Annotated in this window: 16 protein-coding genes; 10 read left to right on the forward strand and 6 right to left on the reverse strand. The window is 59.9% G+C overall.

Features of this window, described 5'->3' with window-relative positions; translation table 11 throughout:
• The first annotated feature begins 1 nt into the window (after position 1).
• The 4 genes from VHE12_12920 (at position 2) to VHE12_12935 (ending at position 5,596) form a co-directional block, all read left to right on the forward strand.
• Positions 2-2,101: a hypothetical protein gene (locus tag VHE12_12920; protein HVZ81684.1), complete on the forward strand. Its 2,100-nt coding sequence runs from the start codon at positions 2-4 to the stop codon at positions 2,099-2,101.
• 115 nt (positions 2,102-2,216) lie between these two features.
• Positions 2,217-2,576 carry a PilZ domain-containing protein gene (locus VHE12_12925; protein ID HVZ81685.1) on the forward strand — a complete coding sequence of 120 codons (360 nt, stop codon included), beginning with the start codon at positions 2,217-2,219 and terminating at the stop codon, positions 2,574-2,576.
• A 102-nt stretch (positions 2,577-2,678) separates the two neighbouring features.
• The gene (locus VHE12_12930) at positions 2,679-4,883 is read left to right on the forward strand and encodes a UvrD-helicase domain-containing protein (protein ID HVZ81686.1); all 2,205 of its coding nucleotides are present in this window, start codon (positions 2,679-2,681) and stop codon (positions 4,881-4,883) included.
• A complete protein-coding gene (locus VHE12_12935) occupies positions 4,880-5,596 on the forward strand; it encodes a dienelactone hydrolase family protein (GenBank protein ID HVZ81687.1) in 717 nt (238 codons plus the stop codon). The genes VHE12_12930 and VHE12_12935 overlap by 4 nt, the downstream gene beginning before the upstream one ends.
• Here the strand turns inward: VHE12_12935 and VHE12_12940 are convergent.
• Positions 5,584-6,858 (reverse strand): MFS transporter, encoded by a 1,275-nt coding sequence (locus VHE12_12940; GenBank protein ID HVZ81688.1) that lies wholly within the window; start codon positions 6,856-6,858, stop codon positions 5,584-5,586. The two genes, VHE12_12935 and VHE12_12940, sit on opposite strands and share 13 nt — an antisense overlap.
• Positions 6,859-6,915: 57 nt before the next feature.
• A complete protein-coding gene (locus VHE12_12945; protein HVZ81689.1) occupies positions 6,916-8,034 on the reverse strand; it encodes a DUF4403 family protein in 1,119 nt (372 codons plus the stop codon).
• A 99-nt stretch (positions 8,035-8,133) separates the two neighbouring features.
• On the opposite strand from VHE12_12945, the gene gatC reads away from it, so the two are divergent.
• The 5 genes from gatC to VHE12_12970 all read left to right on the forward strand — a co-directional run bounded on the left by gatC (position 8,134) and on the right by VHE12_12970 (position 12,589).
• Positions 8,134-8,418 (forward strand): Asp-tRNA(Asn)/Glu-tRNA(Gln) amidotransferase subunit GatC, encoded by a 285-nt coding sequence (gatC, locus tag VHE12_12950; protein HVZ81690.1) that lies wholly within the window; start codon positions 8,134-8,136, stop codon positions 8,416-8,418.
• Between the two features lie 74 nt (positions 8,419-8,492).
• On the forward strand, positions 8,493-9,965 hold the full coding sequence (gene gatA / locus VHE12_12955; protein HVZ81691.1) for an Asp-tRNA(Asn)/Glu-tRNA(Gln) amidotransferase subunit GatA: 1,473 nt from the start codon (positions 8,493-8,495) through the stop codon (positions 9,963-9,965).
• 104 nt (positions 9,966-10,069) lie between these two features.
• Positions 10,070-11,521, forward strand: a complete 1,452-nt coding sequence (gene gatB / locus VHE12_12960; protein ID HVZ81692.1) for an Asp-tRNA(Asn)/Glu-tRNA(Gln) amidotransferase subunit GatB — start codon at positions 10,070-10,072, stop codon at positions 11,519-11,521.
• Between the two features lie 20 nt (positions 11,522-11,541).
• Positions 11,542-11,985 carry a hypothetical protein gene (locus VHE12_12965; GenBank protein ID HVZ81693.1) on the forward strand — a complete coding sequence of 148 codons (444 nt, stop codon included), beginning with the start codon at positions 11,542-11,544 and terminating at the stop codon, positions 11,983-11,985.
• Positions 11,986-11,998: 13 nt separating this feature from the next.
• Positions 11,999-12,589: an HAD-IA family hydrolase gene (locus tag VHE12_12970; GenBank protein ID HVZ81694.1), complete on the forward strand. Its 591-nt coding sequence runs from the start codon at positions 11,999-12,001 to the stop codon at positions 12,587-12,589.
• Here the strand turns inward: VHE12_12970 and VHE12_12975 are convergent.
• Complete coding sequence (locus VHE12_12975) at positions 12,586-13,428, reverse strand: alpha/beta hydrolase (protein HVZ81695.1); 843 nt, start codon at positions 13,426-13,428, stop codon at positions 12,586-12,588. The two genes, VHE12_12970 and VHE12_12975, sit on opposite strands and share 4 nt — an antisense overlap.
• A gap of 136 nt (positions 13,429-13,564) precedes the next feature.
• On the opposite strand from VHE12_12975, the gene VHE12_12980 reads away from it, so the two are divergent.
• Positions 13,565-13,927 (forward strand): cupin domain-containing protein, encoded by a 363-nt coding sequence (locus VHE12_12980; GenBank protein HVZ81696.1) that lies wholly within the window; start codon positions 13,565-13,567, stop codon positions 13,925-13,927.
• Between the two features lie 7 nt (positions 13,928-13,934).
• On the opposite strand, the gene VHE12_12985 is transcribed toward VHE12_12980, so the two are convergent.
• The 3 genes from VHE12_12985 to VHE12_12995 all read right to left on the reverse strand — a co-directional run bounded on the left by VHE12_12985 (position 13,935) and on the right by VHE12_12995 (position 17,298).
• Positions 13,935-14,459, reverse strand: coding sequence for a cytochrome c (locus VHE12_12985; protein ID HVZ81697.1), 525 nt, complete (start codon positions 14,457-14,459; stop codon positions 13,935-13,937).
• 60 nt (positions 14,460-14,519) lie between these two features.
• Complete coding sequence (locus tag VHE12_12990) at positions 14,520-16,244, reverse strand: glycoside hydrolase family 2 TIM barrel-domain containing protein (protein ID HVZ81698.1); 1,725 nt, start codon at positions 16,242-16,244, stop codon at positions 14,520-14,522.
• Between the two features lie 139 nt (positions 16,245-16,383).
• Positions 16,384-17,298 carry an AEC family transporter gene (locus tag VHE12_12995; GenBank protein ID HVZ81699.1) on the reverse strand — a complete coding sequence of 305 codons (915 nt, stop codon included), beginning with the start codon at positions 17,296-17,298 and terminating at the stop codon, positions 16,384-16,386.
• Between the last annotated feature and the right edge of the window lie 55 nt (positions 17,299-17,353).

Genomic DNA, 17,353 nt, shown 5'->3' on the forward strand with positions numbered 1-17,353 from the left:
CATGCGCGCGACGGCGGCCTTTCTCCTCTGGTCGTTGGCGTCGATGGGGATGGCCGCGCCCGTTTTCCTCGATCTTTCCAAGGCCGCTAATTTCGGCCCGAACCAGAGCCTCTATGGGAACACCCATGGGGTCGAGGATCCGAGGGAAAAAGAGGGCTTCGCCAATATCCCACAGGGCCCCCAGACCTTTCGGGGCATCCCCTTCCAACTCCTGGATTGGACCCAGAACCAGGGCCGTTCCTATATCGCTCTTAAGGGCCGCCCCAAGAAAGACCTGCCGGAGGCGGTCGCCATCCCTGCGGGAGGGGCCACCGCGGATTCCCTTTACTTCCTCCACACCTGCCGTTGGGGCGGGACCGATACCCGCACCACCATCGCCGAATATGAGGTGATCTATGCCGATGGCCAGGTGGCCCTGATCCCCCTACATGTGGGTGCCGAGACCACCAACTTCACGGGAGCGGATGACACACCCGAAAGTTCCCTGGCTTGGTGGCACAAATACAAGAACACCGACATGGGCCTGAGCCTTTATCACTGGAAGAATCCCCGACCCAACGCTCCCATCGAGACCTTGGTCTTCCATTCCCTGGGCCGGATGCCCGTGCCCATCCTTTTCGCCGTGACCCTATCGGACAAGGAATGGCCGATCTCCCCGGTCTCCCCCAAGCCGGAAAAGACCTTCCAGACGGATACGAAGGATTGGAATCCTTACACGCCGCCAACGAGCCCGGTCATGGGGACCGCGCTGGACATGTCCTCCTTGCTGGAAGCCCCAGCGGGCAAGCATGGGAAGCTGAAGGCCGACGGGGACCGTTTGGCCTTCGAGGACGGGACCCTGGCACGCTTCTGGGGAACGAAATTGTCGCCTTCCTGGACGACCCGGGACCCGAAGGAGCTGATGGCCTGGGTGGATCGTCTTGCCGCCCTGGGATGCAACTTGGCGGTCCTGGAGGGTCCCTCGCTGCAGTGGCAGGCGGTCCCCGCGAACCTGCGGCCTTTTTTGGATCAACTCAAAGCCAAGGGGATCTATACGGTCTTCCTGGGCGAGGAAAAACTCCTGCCGGCCGGTGTCCTGGACGATGGGGCCGTCCTACCCAAGACGATCCTGAACTGGGTTTCGGCGGATTGGAACGGGGTGCGGGAAACCGGCCCTGGTCCGGTCACCTTCGAGGATTCGCCCATGGTCCTGGCCCCTGAAAAGAGCCTCCTGGTCCAGGCCCTCGCCCAGCGCACTTGGGGAACGCCTTTCGGCCTGCTTTGGAGCGGCGGCTGGCCGAACGAATATCTCTCCGAAATGCCCCTGGTGGTGGCGACCAACGCGTTCTTTCAGGGCCTGCCGGCCGTGGCCGGGATGGAATTCTCCCCCGCCGACGGGGCCCAAGGGCTCCAATGGGGGGATGGCCTGGACGACAAGCCCTTCCTGACATCCCAATGGCCCGTCGCCTCATTGGCTTATTTGCGGGGGGACCTCAAAGAGGGACGGATGCAGGTGGCGGGGAAGGAAACCGACCCCTTGCGCCTTCTTGTGCACCCTTCCGGCCTCCAGCCGGAAGATGGGAAGTTCAAGAACGACCCCTCGGGGGTCCTCAAGGGAAAGGTCCAGGATAAAACCCGTTCCCTGGTCACCGATACGGAACAGATCCATTGGCAGGGCAACGTGGGCCTTTACGAGGTCTCCAGCACCCGGCTTCAGGTCGTGGCGGGATTCTTGGCCCACCGGAAACTCAAAAGCCCGGTCTGGCAGGTGGAATCGGAGAACCGTTACGCGGTTTTTTCCCTCATCTCGCTCAATAAGACCAACCTTTGGGCCTCGACCCACATGCTCCTCACCGCCGCCACCCGGATGGAGAACAGCGGCCAGGTCTATAACGCGCTCAAGACCAAGCTGATGGAGAAAGGCCGGGCGCCCATCCTGTTGGAACCTGCCCGGGCCAAGATCACCCTTTTCCGTTATCAGAAGGACCCGGCTTTGAAAGTGCGCGCCCTCGGGTGGGATGGACAACCGTTGAACATCCATGTCCCGGTTAAATGGGCCAAAACCAATTTGACCATCCAATGGCCTTCGACCGCGTATTTTGTCGAGGTCTTCAAACCATAGCCTTAATAACAGGAATCCTTCCGGAAAAATTTGCCAATTAAAATCGTTTTACCTCTACACCAATTTTTGGGCTATATTTATTTTACCGTTTTACCCAAGTGGGATGAGGTTTTACATGAGCGCCAAGCATGACAGTGGGTCCGAAAGACGGAAGTACAAGCGGGCCCATTTTGATACCCCGGTGACGGTCCATCCGGTGGTGGAATCCAAGTCCGGCAACGTCTTCGAGGTGCAGGACAAGCCCCTCACGGTCAATTCGGTGGACTTGAGCGAAGGCGGCATCCGCCTGGGCGGTCAGTCCCTTTCCTCCAAGTCCAACATCTACAAGCTCAATTTCCAGGTCCAGAAGAACCGCATGGTGGATGTCTACTCCAAACTGGCCTGGGCCGCCGAAGGCATGGTGGGCCTCCAGTTCATCGTGGCCGACGAGGAAATGCGGAAGATGATCCGCGGTTACGTCGACAAAAGCCTGTAGAATTCCCCGACCAAATCCTGCAGAATCCCCGAATCCTACCCTTCCCGGGCGGGATTTTTTGTTTTCCCATCCCCGTGGCCCCCGGGCCCCGATCGAAGGCCCATGAAGAAGCTCATCCAAGACCTCAATGAGGAACAGCGGCAGGCGGTCGTCCATACCGCCGGGCCGGCGCTCATCCTGGCGGGGGCGGGGTCGGGCAAGACCCGGGTCATCACCTACCGGGTGCTGCGGCTCATGGAGGAACTCCACGTTTCCCCCTTCCGCATCCTGGCGGTCACCTTCACCAACAAGGCCGCCCAGGAGATGCGGGACCGCATCAACAACTTGGCAGGACCCCTCAAGGCCCGCGAACTCTTCATCGGCACTTTCCACCGCCTCTGCCTGACCATCCTCAAGCTCCACGCGGATAAACTGGGCTATCAGCCCGGATTCACCATTTATGACGATTCCGACCAAAAAGCGGTGATCAAGGAATGCCTCTGGGACCTGAAATGGGACGAAAAGCAGGTGCATCCCTACGCGGTCCATTCCCACATCAGCGCCGCCAAGAACGAGCTGAAAAACCCCAAGGAGTACGAGGAACTGGTGGCCGGGGTCTTCCAGGAACGGGTGGCCCAGATCTACCCCCGCTACCAGCAGAAGCTGCGCGAGAACAACGCCATGGATTTCGATGACCTGCTCTTCAACGGGGTTCTTCTCATGAAGCAATACCCGGACATCCTGGAAAGTTACCGCAAGCGGTTCGAGTACATCCAGGTGGACGAGTACCAGGACATCAATATGGCCCAATACCAGCTCATCGCGGCCATCGCCCACCCTCTGAACAACCTCTACGTGGTGGGCGACCCGGACCAGTCCATCTACGGCTGGCGGGGGGCGGACATCCGAAACATCCTGCGCTTCGAACAGGATTTTCCGGGCGCCAAGGTCTTCAAGCTCCAGCAGAACTACCGCTCCACCAAGTCCATCATCCAGGCGGCCCAATCGGTCATCCGCAACAATTCCCAACGCAAGGAGAAGGAGCTTTTCTCGCTCCGGGAGATGGGGGAGACCCCCACCTATTACCAGGCGGAGGACGACAAGGACGAGGCCGAATTCGTGGTGAAGACCCTCTACGAGCGGCTGGCCCAGCCGGGCCGGTCCTTCCGCCACGTGGCCATCCTTTACCGCACCAACGCCCAGTCCCGGGTGCTGGAGGACGCCTGCCGCCGGCATAACATCCCCTACATCATCGTGGGGGGGTTGAAGTTCTACGACCGCAAGGAAGTGAAGGACCTGGTGGCCTACCTGCATGTGCTGGTGAACCCGAAGGACTCGGTGTCGCTGCGTCGCATGATCAACGTGCCCATCCGGGGCATCGGGAGCGGCACGGTCGCCAAGCTGGAGGAATCGGCCAAGGCCCAGGACCTCACCCTTTTGGAGGCCGTGCGGCAGGGGGCGGTGAAGGGGGAATTCCCCAAGAAGACCACCAACGCCCTGGCCGCCTTCGCGGGGATGATGGACGGTTTGATGGCCGAAAAGGACGGGTTGAAGCCTTCGGAGTTCGTGAAAAAGGTCCTGGAGCGCTCGGGCTATCTGACCGAGCTGGCCAGCGAGGACACCCTGGAAGCCAAGATGCGGGCGGAGAACCTGAAGGAATTGGTGAACTCGGTCGTCGATTACGAGCAGGGGCAGGAGAACCCCACCCTGGAAGGCTATCTGGACCAGGTCTCCCTCTTCGCCGACGCGGACAAGCTGGAGGACAAGAAGAATTGCGTGACCCTCATGACCATGCACAACGCCAAGGGGTTGGAATACCCCATCGTCTTCATCACGGGCATGGAAGAAGGCCTTTTTCCGCATAACAATTCGATGGAGGCCGACGAAGAAGTGCAGGAGGAAAGGCGGCTCTGCTACGTCGGAATGACGCGGGCCATGGATGTCCTTTATATGACGGGTGCGGCCTGCCGCTATGTCTATGGAAGTCCCCAATGGCGGGCCCCTTCCCGGTTCCTTTCCGAGATCCCCAAGGAAATGATCCAGGTGACGGGCAAGGCGGCGAGGATCGTGGCCACCGAAGGCGGACTTTACGAGGTCAAGGACGCCAAATCCAAAGACTTCGACGAATTGAAGGACCCGGAATGGGACGACGATCCGGTCATGGCGCCTTACAGCTTGGGCGATACGGTCCGGCATAGCAAGTTCGGCAAGGGCATGGTGCTGGCGCTCAATGGGTCCGGAGAGAACCTGAAGGTGACGGTCTCCTTCCCGAACCATGGGAAGAAGCAGCTCTTGGCCAAGATCGCCAAATTGGAGAAGGTGGAATGACGGGGGACACGCAGGAAAAGACCATCATCCTTCCCGTCGCCGACGGCACCGACATGGCCGCCTTCGTGGCCGGGCCCGAAGAGCCCGCCCGGCGCGGCATCCTGGTCTTCCAGGAGATCTTCGGGGTGAACCGCCATATCAAGAACATCTGCCGGCGCTTGGCCCAGGAAGGCTATCTGGCCATCGCTCCGGAGATATTCCATCGCACGGCTCCGGCCGGTTGGGAAGGGAACTATGACGACTACCCGGCCTCCAAACCCCATATGGAAGCTTTGATCCCCGAGAACATCAACGCGGACGTGAGGGCGGCCTATGAATGGCTGAAGGGCGAAGGGGGGATCGGAGAGCGCCCCATCGCGGCGGTGGGGTTCTGCTTCGGGGGCATGGTGGCCTTCGGGACCAACACCGTCCTTCCCTTGAAATGCGCGGTCTCGTTCTATGGAAGCCGCATCCTGTCCCAGTTCATCCCGGTCGCCAAGGACCAGAAGGCGCCCCTGTTGCTTTTATGGGGCGGCAAGGACAGATCCACCCCGCCGGATAAGGTAAAGGAACTGACCGACGCCCTTCGGGCGGCGGGGAAGGATTTCGTCTCGGCCGAGTTCTCCGAGGCGGGCCACGGTTTCAACTGCGACGAGCGTTCGGCCTTCCATTCGGCCTCCGCCGCCTCCGCCTGGGCCCTGACCCTGGGCTTCCTCCAACATCACCTCTTATAGTCTGTCCTGAAGCGCCTGAAGACCAGCCAGCTCAAAAGAAGGCTTATGGCCCCTCCGGCCTGGAGCGCGTGGTTGGCCCCCACATGATCCGCCAATAACCCGATGAGGAAACTGCCGAAGGGGGCCCCGCCCCCGAATCCCAGGGCCCAGAGGCCCATGACCCGGCCCCTGAGTTCATTGGGGGTCTCGGATTGGATCAGGCTGTTACTGGTGGAGAAGAAAAGGATCACCCCATAGCCGCAGAAGAAGAGGAAGAAGGCCGCGCCGAGAGGATGGTGTTGCAGGCCGAAGAGCAGGATCGCTGTCCCGAACAAAAGGATCCCCCAAAAGACCTGCCGGTCCTTGAAGGGCCGGTCGCCCAGGGCGGCCACCGTCAGGGCCGCCGCGCAGGCCCCCAGGCCGTTGATGGCCGCCAGCCAGCCGTAGCCTTCCGCGTTCATCCCCAACTGGGCCTTGGCCACGGCGGGCAACTGGGAAATGTAGGGCCAGGCGCAGGTGCTCATGACCAGCAAAAGGGAAAGGGTCCGGAAGACCGAGGGGTTGCGGCGGACGTAACGGATCCCCTCCAGCAAATGATCCCACCCCTTTTGGCGGAATTTCACGGGTGGGAGGGTGATGCGGATGTTGTGGATGGCGTAGAGGACGGCCAGATAGCTTAGGCCGTCCAAGAGGAAGCACCAGGCCGCTCCCAGCCGCGCGATGAGGACCCCGGCCACCGCCGGCCCCAGGATGCGGGTGGCGTTCACCATGGCGCTGTTCAAGGCGATGGCGTTGGTGAGGTCCTTGGCCCCGACCAGTTCGACGATCATGGCCTGCCTCGAGGGGACCTCGAAGGCCGTGGCCAGGCCCCAGAAGAGCGAGAAGACCAGCAGGTAGGAAACCGAGGCCTGTCCCTGGAAAAGGAAATAGGAAAGCAGGAGGGACGAGAGCATCGCGACCCAACTGGTGGCGGTGAACATGCGCAGCTTGGGGATCCGGTCCGCCAGGGAACCCGCCCAGACCGAGAAGAGCACCATAGGCAGGGCATTGAGAGTGGCGACCAGGCCCAAGATGAATTCGGAGCCGCTCATCTGGTAGGCGATCCAGCCCAGCGCCGCCATCCGGACCCAGGTGCCGATCATGGAAATGAACTGGCCCATGTAGAAATAACGGTAATTGGGGACTTTAAGGGAGGCGAAGATACGCCGCCATCCGGCGGCGGGCGGCATGGCCTCCTCAGGCGAGGGGGCCGTGGGGAATTTTGGGAGGGTGGGTTTGTTCATGGCTCTTCGCCAAGGATAGTCCGGCCCCGTCGGCCGAAGCAATGACCCTGGCCGGACCTAGCGGTCCAGGAGCTCCAGTTGGGCGGTGCCGTCCAGGGACATCCGGGCCCGGATGCCGTCCCGGTCCACGAAGGCTTCCAGGATCCGGAAGGATTCCATGTCGGTCTTCAGGCTCGCGTGCTGTCCGACCGGACGGTTCAGGACCACGTTCATCCTTTGGCGCAGTTGTTCCAGCTTCCCTTCCACCGGGATGCGGGCTTTTTTCCGCAAGGCGTCGCGGATGTCCGATTTCAGGATCCAATTGGCCACCTGCATCAGCAGGTCCCCGGTCTTCACGTCGAAATCCAGGTCCTTCAAATAAAAGATCTCGTTATGGGGGTTGAAGGTGGGATGCCCCCGGAAATAGATGGTCATTTGGGAGGGTTCCCCATCGAAATTGATGAGCGGGTAATACTCGATGAGGGTCTGGGCGATGACCTCGCCCTGGGACCCGTAGAGCTTCACGCCTTTCACCTTGAGGCGGTAACTGCCGGTCCCCTTGATGCGGTAATTCACCAATCCGTTCTTGGGGTCCGCCAGGATGCGGTTGGCTTCCTTAAAGCTGACGGTCGTATCGCCGACCGCGTGGAAACCTTCCGGGCCGAACTTGTAAAGACCGAAGGGCGGGAGCTTCCGGAGGGTGACCTGGGGTTCGGGCCCGAAGACCACCTGGGGATGGGCGGTCATTTCCAGCACCAGGTTCCAAAGGAAGGGGTTCTTGGGATCGGCTTGGGCGACCCCGCTGCTCAAGGCTTCGGGACGGATCAGCAGCCAGATGTTCTTCTCGAGGAAGATGGGTTCCTGCATGGCGTCCCAGAGCTTGGGGAGTTTCTCCAGGTCGGTCGCCCCGCGCAGGGCGGAAAGTTTCCATCCCAGGTCCTTGACCTTGGTCTGCAGGAGCCTGTTCACCCGATGGACCTCCTGGTCCAGCCATTGGGGGATGTCCTTGGGCAGGTCGGTGACCTTGGGGAAGGCGAGTTTCACGGGCATGCGGATGACCGTGGGCGGGGCCGGGGCGAAGGAACGCTGCGGGGAATCGGAAGCGGGAATGGCGAGCGAAGGTTTCGAGGTCGCGCATCCGCAAAGCAGGCCACCCAAGAGAAGGACGAAGCCGGAAAAAAGGGCGCGCGCTTTCATGGGCTTACTATAGAACGCCGAAGGCCCCCAAAAGGCCGAAAAGATTGTCCTTTGGGGCTTCTTCTGGCAAGATAACGGCCCCCAGCCAAGGAGAAAGACTTGTCCCTTTCCGAAAAAGACGTCCAATACGTGGCCAAACTGGCCCGCCTCCAGGTGACCGACGAAGAGGTCGGCCGCTACACCCAGCAGTTGGCGAACATCCTGGAATACGTCGAACAATTGGGCAAGCTCGATACCTCCAACGTGGAACCCTTGACCCATCCCTTGGACGTGAAGAATGTCTTCCGCCCCGATGAGATCCGCCCCAGCCTGACCCAAGCCGAGGTCCTGTCCAACGCGCCGGAACCCCAGAGCGGGCATTTCAAAGTGCCCAAAATTATGTGAATCCAATAATGGAATTTTGGGCACCCTGAGCGACCGAAGCGAGTCGAACGGGTCACCCGGGATAAATGAGAAAAATGAAAAACGAACTGCTCCATAAAACCATCCACGAGATCTCGGCGGACCTAAAGGCCAAGAAGGTCTCCTCGGTCGAGTTGACCCGGGCCGCCCTGGACCACCTGGAAGCGGTCGAACCCAAGGTGCAGGCCTTCATCACCGTCACCCGGGACGGGGCCCTGAAACAGGCCGCCGAGGCCGACAAGCGCCTGGCCTCGGGGACCGATATCACCCTGCTCACCGGCGTTCCCCTAGGCATCAAGGACCTGCTTTGCACCCAGGGTGTCCGCACCACCTGCGCTTCCCGCATGTTGGAGAACTTCATCCCTCCCTATAACGCCACGGTGGTCGAGCGGCTTTACCGGGCTGGGGCCGTTTCGGTGGGGAAGACCAACATGGACGAATTCGCCATGGGATCTTCGACCGAGACCTCCTATTACAAGAAGACCAAGAACCCCTGGGACCTGCGTTGTGTGCCGGGCGGCTCTTCGGGCGGCTCCGCCGCCTGTGTTTCCGCCGACCAGGCTTTCGGCTCCCTGGGTTCCGATACTGGGGGCTCCATCCGCCAGCCCGCCGCCCTTTGCGGCATCGTGGGGCTCAAACCCACCTATGGCCGCGTTTCCCGCTACGGGCTCATTGCCTTTGCTTCTTCCCTGGACCAGATCGGTCCCTTCGCCAAGGATGTGGAGGATTGCGGCATCCTCTTGAAGGCTATCGCGGGCCATGACCCGATGGATTCCACCTCCGCCGACGTTCCTGTTCCCGACTATGGGGCCGAGATGAAGAAGTCCATCAAAGGATTGAAGGTCGGGATCCCCAAGGAATTCTTCCCGGAAGGGCTCAATCCTGAGGTTTCCAGCGCGGTCAAGGCGGCCATCGATCAGTTGAAGCAACTGGGCGCCGAGATCGTGGAAGTCTCCCTGCCCGCGTCCCCCTACGGCCTGGCGGCTTACTATGTGTTGGCTCCCTCGGAAGCCTCGTCCAACCTGGCCCGCTATGACGGGGTCCGTTACGGGTTCCGCGAGCCGGGCGAGAACATCGTGGAGATGTTCTCCAAGACCCGCGCGGCGGGCTTCGGCCCCGAAGTGAAGCGCCGCATCATGCTGGGCACTTACGCCCTTTCTTCCGGCTACTACGACGCTTATTACCTGAAAGCGCTGAAGGTCCGCCGCCTCATCAAGCAGGACTACGACAAGGCCTTCGAGAAGGTGGATGTCATCGCCACCCCGACCGCCCCCAACCCGGCCTTCCGCTTCGGGGAAAAGACGGGTGACCCATTGACCATGTATCTCGAGGATGTGTTCACCGTTTCCATCAATATCACCGGGCTTCCGGGCCTATCGGTGCCCTGCGGCCTTTCCAAGGCGGGCCTGCCCATCGGCCTCCAGCTCATCGGCAAGGCTTTTGACGAATCCACCCTCTTGAAGACCGCCTATGCCTATGAACAGTCCACTGACTGGCATAAGAGGAAACCGACGCTTAAAGAGAGTTAACCAGGCGCGCCGATGCAAAGTCGCATCGGCACATTGAAAATAAAGTTACTAGCGCGCTTTCGAATAAATGAGTTCGAAAGCGAAGGAAAAATGGAGAATTTCCAATGGAATGGGAACCGGTCATCGGCCTTGAGGTCCATGTCGAACTGAAGACCAATACCAAGCTCTTCTGCGGTTGCCCGACCGTTTTCGGGAACGATTCCAATACCCAGGTCTGTCCCATCTGCCTGGGGCTCCCCGGGACCCTTCCCGTCATGAACGCCAAGGCCGTGGAATTCGCGGTCAAGATCGGCCATGCCCTCAACTGCACCATTTCCAAATACTCCAAGATGGACCGTAAGAACTACTATTACCCGGACCTGGCCAAGGCCTACCAGATCTCCCAATACGACAAGCCGTTGAATTACGACGGCCATTTGGAGATCACGACCAAAGAGGGGACCAAGCGCATCGGCATCACCCGGGCCCATTTGGAAGAGGACGCGGGCAAGCTCGTCCACCAGGGCGGCAAAGCAGGGCGGCTGGATTCTTCCGATTATTCCCTGGCCGACTACAACCGGGCCGGCATCCCCCTGGTCGAGATCGTGTCCGAGCCCGATATCCGCAGCGCCGAGGAAGCCTATGCCTACCTGACGGAGCTCAAAAGCATCCTCCTCTATACGGGAGTGTCGGACTGCAACATGGAGGAAGGGTCCCTCCGCTGCGACGCCAACGTGTCCGTGCGGCCCAAGGGGCAGGAGAAATTCGGCACCAAGGCCGAGATCAAGAACATGAACAGTTTCCGCTTCGCCAAGCAGGCCATGGAATACGAGATCAAGCGCCAGATCGCCCTGCTCGAAAAGGGCGAGCGGGTGGTGCAGGAATCCCGCCTCTGGGACGTGACCGAGAACAAGACCAAGCCCATGCGCTCCAAGGAAGAGGCCCATGATTACCGCTATTTCCCCGAGCCCGACCTGGTGCCCATCGTCCTGAACGAGGATTATGTCCAGAAGATCAAGCAAGCCCTGCCCGAACTGCCGGGCGCCAAGCGGGAACGCCTCTGTAAGGCCTATGGCCTGACCCCCTACGATGCCGGGGTATTGACCTCGGAACAGGAACTGGCCGACTGGTTCGAGGCCGGCGCCAAGCTCTCCAAGAGCCCCAAGGGTTTCGCCAATTGGATGATGGGGGACATGGCCGCCAAGATGAAGGAGCAGGAAAAGGGCCTGAAGGACCTCAAGTTCGACCAGAAGAAGCTGGCCGAGCTGGTGGACCTGGTCGAGGGCGGCACGATCAACAGCAAACAGGCCAAGGAAGTCTTCGCCGAGATGTTCGACCTGGGTGTTTCGCCCGCCGAGGTGGTGAAGAGCCGGGGCATGGCCCAGGTCTCGGACCCCAAAGCCATCGAAGCGGCGGTGGATAAGGTCCTCTCCGAGAACCCCAGCGTGGTGGCCGACTACAAGGGCGGCAAGCAGGGCGTCATCGGCTTCCTGGTGGGCAAGGTCATGCAGGCCAGCCAAGGCAAAGCGAACCCTAAGTTGGTAAATGATGTTTTGAAAAATAAATTAGGTAATTAAAATTTTTTGAGGATATTTTTTTGGGACTTATTAAGCAAAACCGACCTTTTGGAATAACTTTTCTTTCGGTTTCTTCTTTGGCGGCTGGGCTTTATGGTATTTCTTTACTTTTCAATAATTTATCTACAATTTACCAGGCCTTCTCTCCTGGGGCAGTAGGGATGATGAAAGCCGTTGGGGGACTTTCTGCTACCTTTACTTGCTGTCTCTTCTTAATTGCTACAGCTTATGGATTATGGAAGATGGTTAAATGGGGATGGATTTACGCCATAATAATTTATGGTCTTATAGTTATTGCAAGAGTTACCGGAACAATTTTTGTAATTTATCAACAGCATCATTTTCGTGTCTCGATGAGGTGGGTAATCGGAAACGTTTTTTTTATATTTGCATTGGTGTATTTGCTTCAACCGAAAGTAAAAAAGTTGTTTGAATCGAAAGTTGTGGAAAAATTTGGTGACTAGAGTGGATTGGTAATTGAGCCCTGTTTCCTACGGCCCTTCCGATATCAACAATCCCCGCGGCACCCCCTTTGGGGGGCCTGTTCCCGAAAGCTATTGGCTGACCAAAGCGCTCATCTTCGACTTCGAATGGGTCATGGCCGAGGCCCAGAACCTGGGTTACGACAAGAAAGATTATGAAGACCCCACCCCCCTGACCGCCTTGAAGGATTGCCTGAGGACCCTCCGCAGTTACGAGGTCCGACTCTCCCTGACCACCAACCGCAAGACCCAGGAGATCATGCCCGAACTCCACCGCTTGAACCTGGCGGAGGATTTTGACAACATCCGCTGTGCTGAGGACGTGAAGAACCTGAAGCCCTCCCCGGAACTGCACCAGCTCACGATGGACATGCTGGGGGTCAAGCCCTGGCGGGTGGTGGCTTTTGAAAGCAAGACGGTGGGGGTCGAGGCGGCGAAAGCGGCGGGTATTTTCTGCGTGGGGCATCCGCCCATGGCGGACCAGGTGGATATGACCTTGGATTCCTTCACGGGCCTTCCCCTCATCCGGCTCTTGGAACTGATCGACAACAATAAACGGGTCAAGATGGGGTTGGTCCAGCCCTAGTCTTGGTGGGCCTTCAGGGTGGCCTTCACGAAATCCATGATGGGCTTCTTATATTGGTAGGCCACGCTGGGGAAGCTGTTGTGATCGATCCCCTTGATCTCCAGCCATTGCTTGGGGGGCGCAGCTTCCTCAAAGACCTGTCTTCCCAGGCTTTCCGGGATGATGGTGTCCTTTTCCGCGTGGGTCTCCAGGAGCGGGCAAGTCCTTGCCTGCACGTATTTCTCCGTCTCGAACTTGTCCTTCACCATGAAATCGGCCACCAGGAGCCAGGGTTTCCTTTGGCGGCTCACGGAAAGCACCGAGGGGAAAGCCCCTTCCAGGATGAGCCCGGCGGGTTGGACCTTGGTGGCCAATTGGGCGGCCACCGAGGAGCCGAGGGAATGGCCCCAGATGAAGATGCGATCCTCGGGGATGTCCTTGGTCTTGAGCCAGATATAGGCCGCGAGGGCGTCGCCGTCGAGCGCGGCCTCGCTCAAGGGGGCCTTCTGGCTGTCGCCATAGCTGCGGTAATCGAAGAGGAGGGTGTCGAAGCCGAAGTCGTAGAAGATCTTGGCCACCTGGGCCAGGTCGGAGAGGCAATCGGCGTTCCCGTGGCAATAAAGGAGGACGGGCCGTTTCGGGTCCGCCTTGGGGTGCTCGACCCACCAGCCGGTCAGGGAGACCCCGTCCCCGGAGGCGAAGGACACTTCCTGGTAGTTCTTCAGGCCGAACTGGACGGGGGTGGTGCCGTTGCGGGCCACGGGATGGAAGATCATGGCCCTTTGCAGGAGGACATAGAAGAAAAGGATGGTGCAATAGGCCAGCACAAGCGGGACGACAACGCGGGATAAATGTTTCAAGTCATGCTCCTGGAAGGAAAGGCGGGTCAATTCAGGATGCCTTGGATGTTTTATCAGAAATACTTGATTTCGATGAAACAAAAAGGCAATGGTAGGGGTATTCCAAGTGACCAGCCGTCCGGACAGGTGAACGATGATGGAACCCAAGAATCCCTTGAAGTGGCCGTTGGAAAGCAAGCTCAGTGAGATGGACTGGGGGAGCATGGAGTGGTTGTTGGACGACTCCATCGCCCCGGGCGCCGACATGAGCGTGGCGGTCATGACCGTGAAGGGCGGGGAGCTTTCCCCGGCCCATTCCCACCCCAACTGCAACGAATTCCTTCTGCTGACCCGTGGGTCGGTGGAACAGGTCTCCGGCGGCGAGAAGAAGGTCCTCCAGGCGGGGGACTCGGTCTTCGTCCCCGCCGGAACGGTCCATTCGGTCCGGAACCTCGGGGCCACGGACGCCCAAATGCTGGTCACCTATTCGGCGGGCGTCCGCAAATACGAGTCGGCCTGAACCTGCCTTAGCCGTTCTTCACGCTCTTGATGGCCTTCCAATCCTTTTGGACCGCCGGGGTCAGGGAATCCATATGCTTGAGGAAGAGCACCATTTTCCAGATCTGATCGTCGTTCAAGGTCGGGCTGAAGGCCGGCATCCCGGTCAGCCGGATCCCATGCTTGACCTTCCAGAAGATCTCACCCTCGGGATCGTCCTCGACCCCATGCTTGGCCAATTGGGGGGCGTGCTGGTAAAGGCCCATCGCGATGTTGGAGGCTTGCCCGTCGGAGGCCCCGTGGCAGACGGCGCAGTTCTGCGCGTAGAGCTTGATCCCTTCCTTCAGATTGGCGTCGGTCAGCGCCATCGGCACGGCCCCTTTGGGTGATTCCCGGTCGATGGAAGCGTGGAGGGACTTGCGGGCCATCCATTTCTCGATCGCCGGAGGCTTGCCGTCCGCGTTGGCGGGCATGAGGCCCATGGAAATGAAAAGGTAGCCCCCGAACAACAGGGCCAAGAGGGTCACCACGACACCGGATACGAAAGCTTTCATCGAATCCTCCTTGAAATGGATACTCGGGGATTTGGACGTCTTTCCCCGGTTTTCAACCTTTTACCGGTCCCCTTTCCAGGCCCTTTTCAGGACCCGAACGGCTTTTTTCGGTTTCCGGTCCCGGCCAAAGACCCCCTTATAGTTCATGCCGTTGGGCCGGTGCGTGGCCTGGGCGGTGCGGAAGTCGTTCAGGTTCCAGACGTGGGCCCCGGCTACGAAGGGCTTGCGGGCCATGATCCTCAAATAGCCATCGATCAGGGCGGCTTGGTATTCCTCGCTGAAGAGCGCGGGCGGGTCCGCGTGGCTTCCGGGAATGGCGTCGGCGCCGAATTCGGTGACCAATACCGGCTTTTTGAACCGCCGACCCATGGAGTCCAGATCCTTGGAAAGCCGGGGTAGGGCTTTTGCCAAGTCGCCCGGTTCCGAGTACCAACCGAAATAGCGGTTCACACAGACCGTATCCAGGAACGAGAAGGACGCTTCCTTGGTTCCCAAATAACTGACCAGGGTCACGGGACGGGTGGGGTCCAAGGTCCGGGCCAAACTGGCCAAGTCCTTGAAGAAGGGAAGGGCCGCGGGCCGGTGGGAATGGGGCTCATTGGCCAGGCTCCACATGACCACACTGGGGTGGTTCTTGTCGCGTTCGATCATGTCCCGGGTCATTTGGCGGCAAAGGGCCAGCCGTTTTTTCAGTCCCTCTTTCCGGAAGAAAAGGCCCACGGCCGGGGTTTCGTCGATGACGAGGAATCCCAACCGGTCGGCCAGGTCCAGGTCCTTTTCGGAATAGGGATAGTGGGAAGTCCGGTAGGAATTGGCCCCGACAGCGAGCATGTTCCGGAAATCCTTTTGCCGCTCCCGGTCCGTGAGGCCGCGTCCCAACCTGGGGGAATCCTCGTGCCTTCCGAAGCCCTTCAGGGAAATGGGTTTTCCATTCAGCAACAATTTCTCCCCGTGGACCTCGAAGGTCCGGATGCCGACCGGAAGGTCCACCCGGTCCACCGGGCGGCCGTTCTTCATCCGTTCGACCGTCAGACCATAAAGGGATGGGGAACCTGGGGCCCAAAGTTTGGCCTGGGGGACCCGAAAGACGGTCTCGGGGGAGGGGCCTTCGACCTGGAGGGGCCGCCCATGGCCGGAAAGCTTCATCCGGAATTCAGATCCCTCGGGAGCCGCCACCTGGACATGCACCAAGCCGGTGGGACCATCCGAGCGGGTCGAGACCGTCAGGTCCCGGACGGATTCTTTCGGCGTGCTGTAAAGGACGACCTCTCGTTGGATACCGCAATAGGGGAAGAAGTCGAAGGAGGCGGGCGGGTTGAATTGGTTGTTGAAAGCATCCTTGGGATGAAAGGGGACGTTGCCGGGCGGGACCCGGTCGGGCCGCAAAAGGCCCTCGACCCGCACCACCAGACGATCCATGCCTTTCCTTGGGATGTCAGTGACCTCGAACTGGAAAGGAAGATGTCCTCCCTCGTGCGAACCGAGCCTAAGCCCGTTCAACCAGACGGTGGCGTGGTAATGGACCGACCCGAAGCGCAGGAAGGTCCTGGAACCGCGAGGGGATGAAAAAGGCCGAAAGGTGGTTTGATACCAGCCGGGGCCCAGATAGTCCCAGAGGTCCTGGGCCTGCTCGTTCCAACTGGCGGGGACGGGGAGGAACCGGTCCTTCTTGAAGCCTTTTCCCCAACCCTTCCTGAGGCCCAGGTCCATGGGGTCCTTGCGGAATTCCCACCGGCCATCGAGAGCCCGCAACTTCCGGAACCGGTTCTTTTGGGGGCGGATCATCGTTGCTTTTTCCTCGGGGGGTGGGCGGTCCTCTTGGGTTGGGGGTATTTGCTTTCGTAGGGATTGAGCATGTTCTTATACGAGGGATTCTTCCAGAGATCCTTGGGGGCGGTCCGCTTGGGTTTTCGGGTGGCGCGTTTCAAAAGAGCGAGGCGGAGAGGCTGATGATCAGCGTGACGGTCACGGCCGAGACCAGGGTGGTGATGGAGACCACGGCCGCGGCGAAATGGGGCTCCTTGTCGTATTCGATCCCGAAAAGGACCACCGCGACGGCGGTGGGGAAGGCGCTGGAGACGAAAAGGACCCGCGCCAGGAGCCCGTGGAGCCCCATGAGTTGGATGATCAGGAAGGCCAGGAAGGGGGAAAGAAGGAGCCGCGCGGCGGTCGTGACCCAGACCTCCCGGGGGTGCCGGAGGGAAACCCCGCTTTTCCCCAACTGGGCCCCCAGGGTCAAAAGCGCGATGGGGAGCATGCCGTCGGAGACCCATTTCAAGGGGGTGATGATGGCGTCGGGCGGGTCCCAGTCCACCGCCCGAAGCAATAGGGCGGCGATGAGGGAATAAATAATGGGCATCCGGATGATGCTCTGAAGGCCCTTGCGCCATTCGCTCCAGCCGCCCGCGACAAGGATCCCCAGGGTATAGGTCAGCACGTTCATGGCGGTGATGGTGATGACCTGGATGGCCACCCCTTCGCCCTGGAAGGCCAATTGGACCACCGGGATCCCGTAATTGGCGGAGTTGAAGATCATCACGCCCAGGGTGGCCGAGGCGGCCAGGCTGGCCCTGAGCTTGAGCCAGCGGCCCAGGGCATAGGCGGCCCCGAAGTTGGCGCAGGCCAAAAGGGTGTTGAACAGGACGCTGTCGGCCATCTCGCGGTTGCCGGGCTTGAAGATGAGCAGGCTATAGAACATGAAGGCCGGCACGAAGACGTAGAAGTTGAGCTTGGAGAGGGTGGCCAGGTCGATGTGGAACTTCTGGTAGGTCCAGAAGCCGAGGGCCATGACCAGGAAGATGGGAAGGATGATGTCGCGGGCGATGGTCAGGAAGAACAAGGTCGGCCTCGCAGGCGGGGATGCGCGTCGCCAAAATTGTAACCGAAGGCCCGGA

The sequence above is a fragment of the bacterium genome (genome assembly GCA_035549195.1).
GTDB lineage: Bacteria > Oederibacteriota > Muellerivitia > Muellerivitales > Muellerivitaceae > DASZRK01.

Coding starts and splice junctions, on each gene's coding strand:
- VHE12_12925 (HVZ81685.1), top strand. CDS start 2,217: ATGAGCGCCAAGCATGACAGTGGGTCCGAAAGACGGAAGTACAAGCGG.
- VHE12_12930 (HVZ81686.1), top strand. CDS start 2,679: ATGAAGAAGCTCATCCAAGACCTCAATGAGGAACAGCGGCAGGCGGTC.
- VHE12_12935 (HVZ81687.1), top strand. CDS start 4,880: ATGACGGGGGACACGCAGGAAAAGACCATCATCCTTCCCGTCGCCGAC.
- VHE12_12945 (HVZ81689.1), bottom strand. CDS start 8,034: ATGAAAGCGCGCGCCCTTTTTTCCGGCTTCGTCCTTCTCTTGGGTGGC.
- VHE12_12985 (HVZ81697.1), bottom strand. CDS start 14,459: ATGAAAGCTTTCGTATCCGGTGTCGTGGTGACCCTCTTGGCCCTGTTG.
- gatB (HVZ81692.1), top strand. CDS start 10,070: ATGGAATGGGAACCGGTCATCGGCCTTGAGGTCCATGTCGAACTGAAG.
- VHE12_12990 (HVZ81698.1), bottom strand. CDS start 16,244: ATGATCCGCCCCCAAAAGAACCGGTTCCGGAAGTTGCGGGCTCTCGAT.
- VHE12_12940 (HVZ81688.1), bottom strand. CDS start 6,858: ATGAACAAACCCACCCTCCCAAAATTCCCCACGGCCCCCTCGCCTGAG.
- VHE12_12920 (HVZ81684.1), top strand. CDS start 2: ATGCGCGCGACGGCGGCCTTTCTCCTCTGGTCGTTGGCGTCGATGGGG.
- VHE12_12980 (HVZ81696.1), top strand. CDS start 13,565: ATGGAACCCAAGAATCCCTTGAAGTGGCCGTTGGAAAGCAAGCTCAGT.
- gatA (HVZ81691.1), top strand. CDS start 8,493: ATGAAAAACGAACTGCTCCATAAAACCATCCACGAGATCTCGGCGGAC.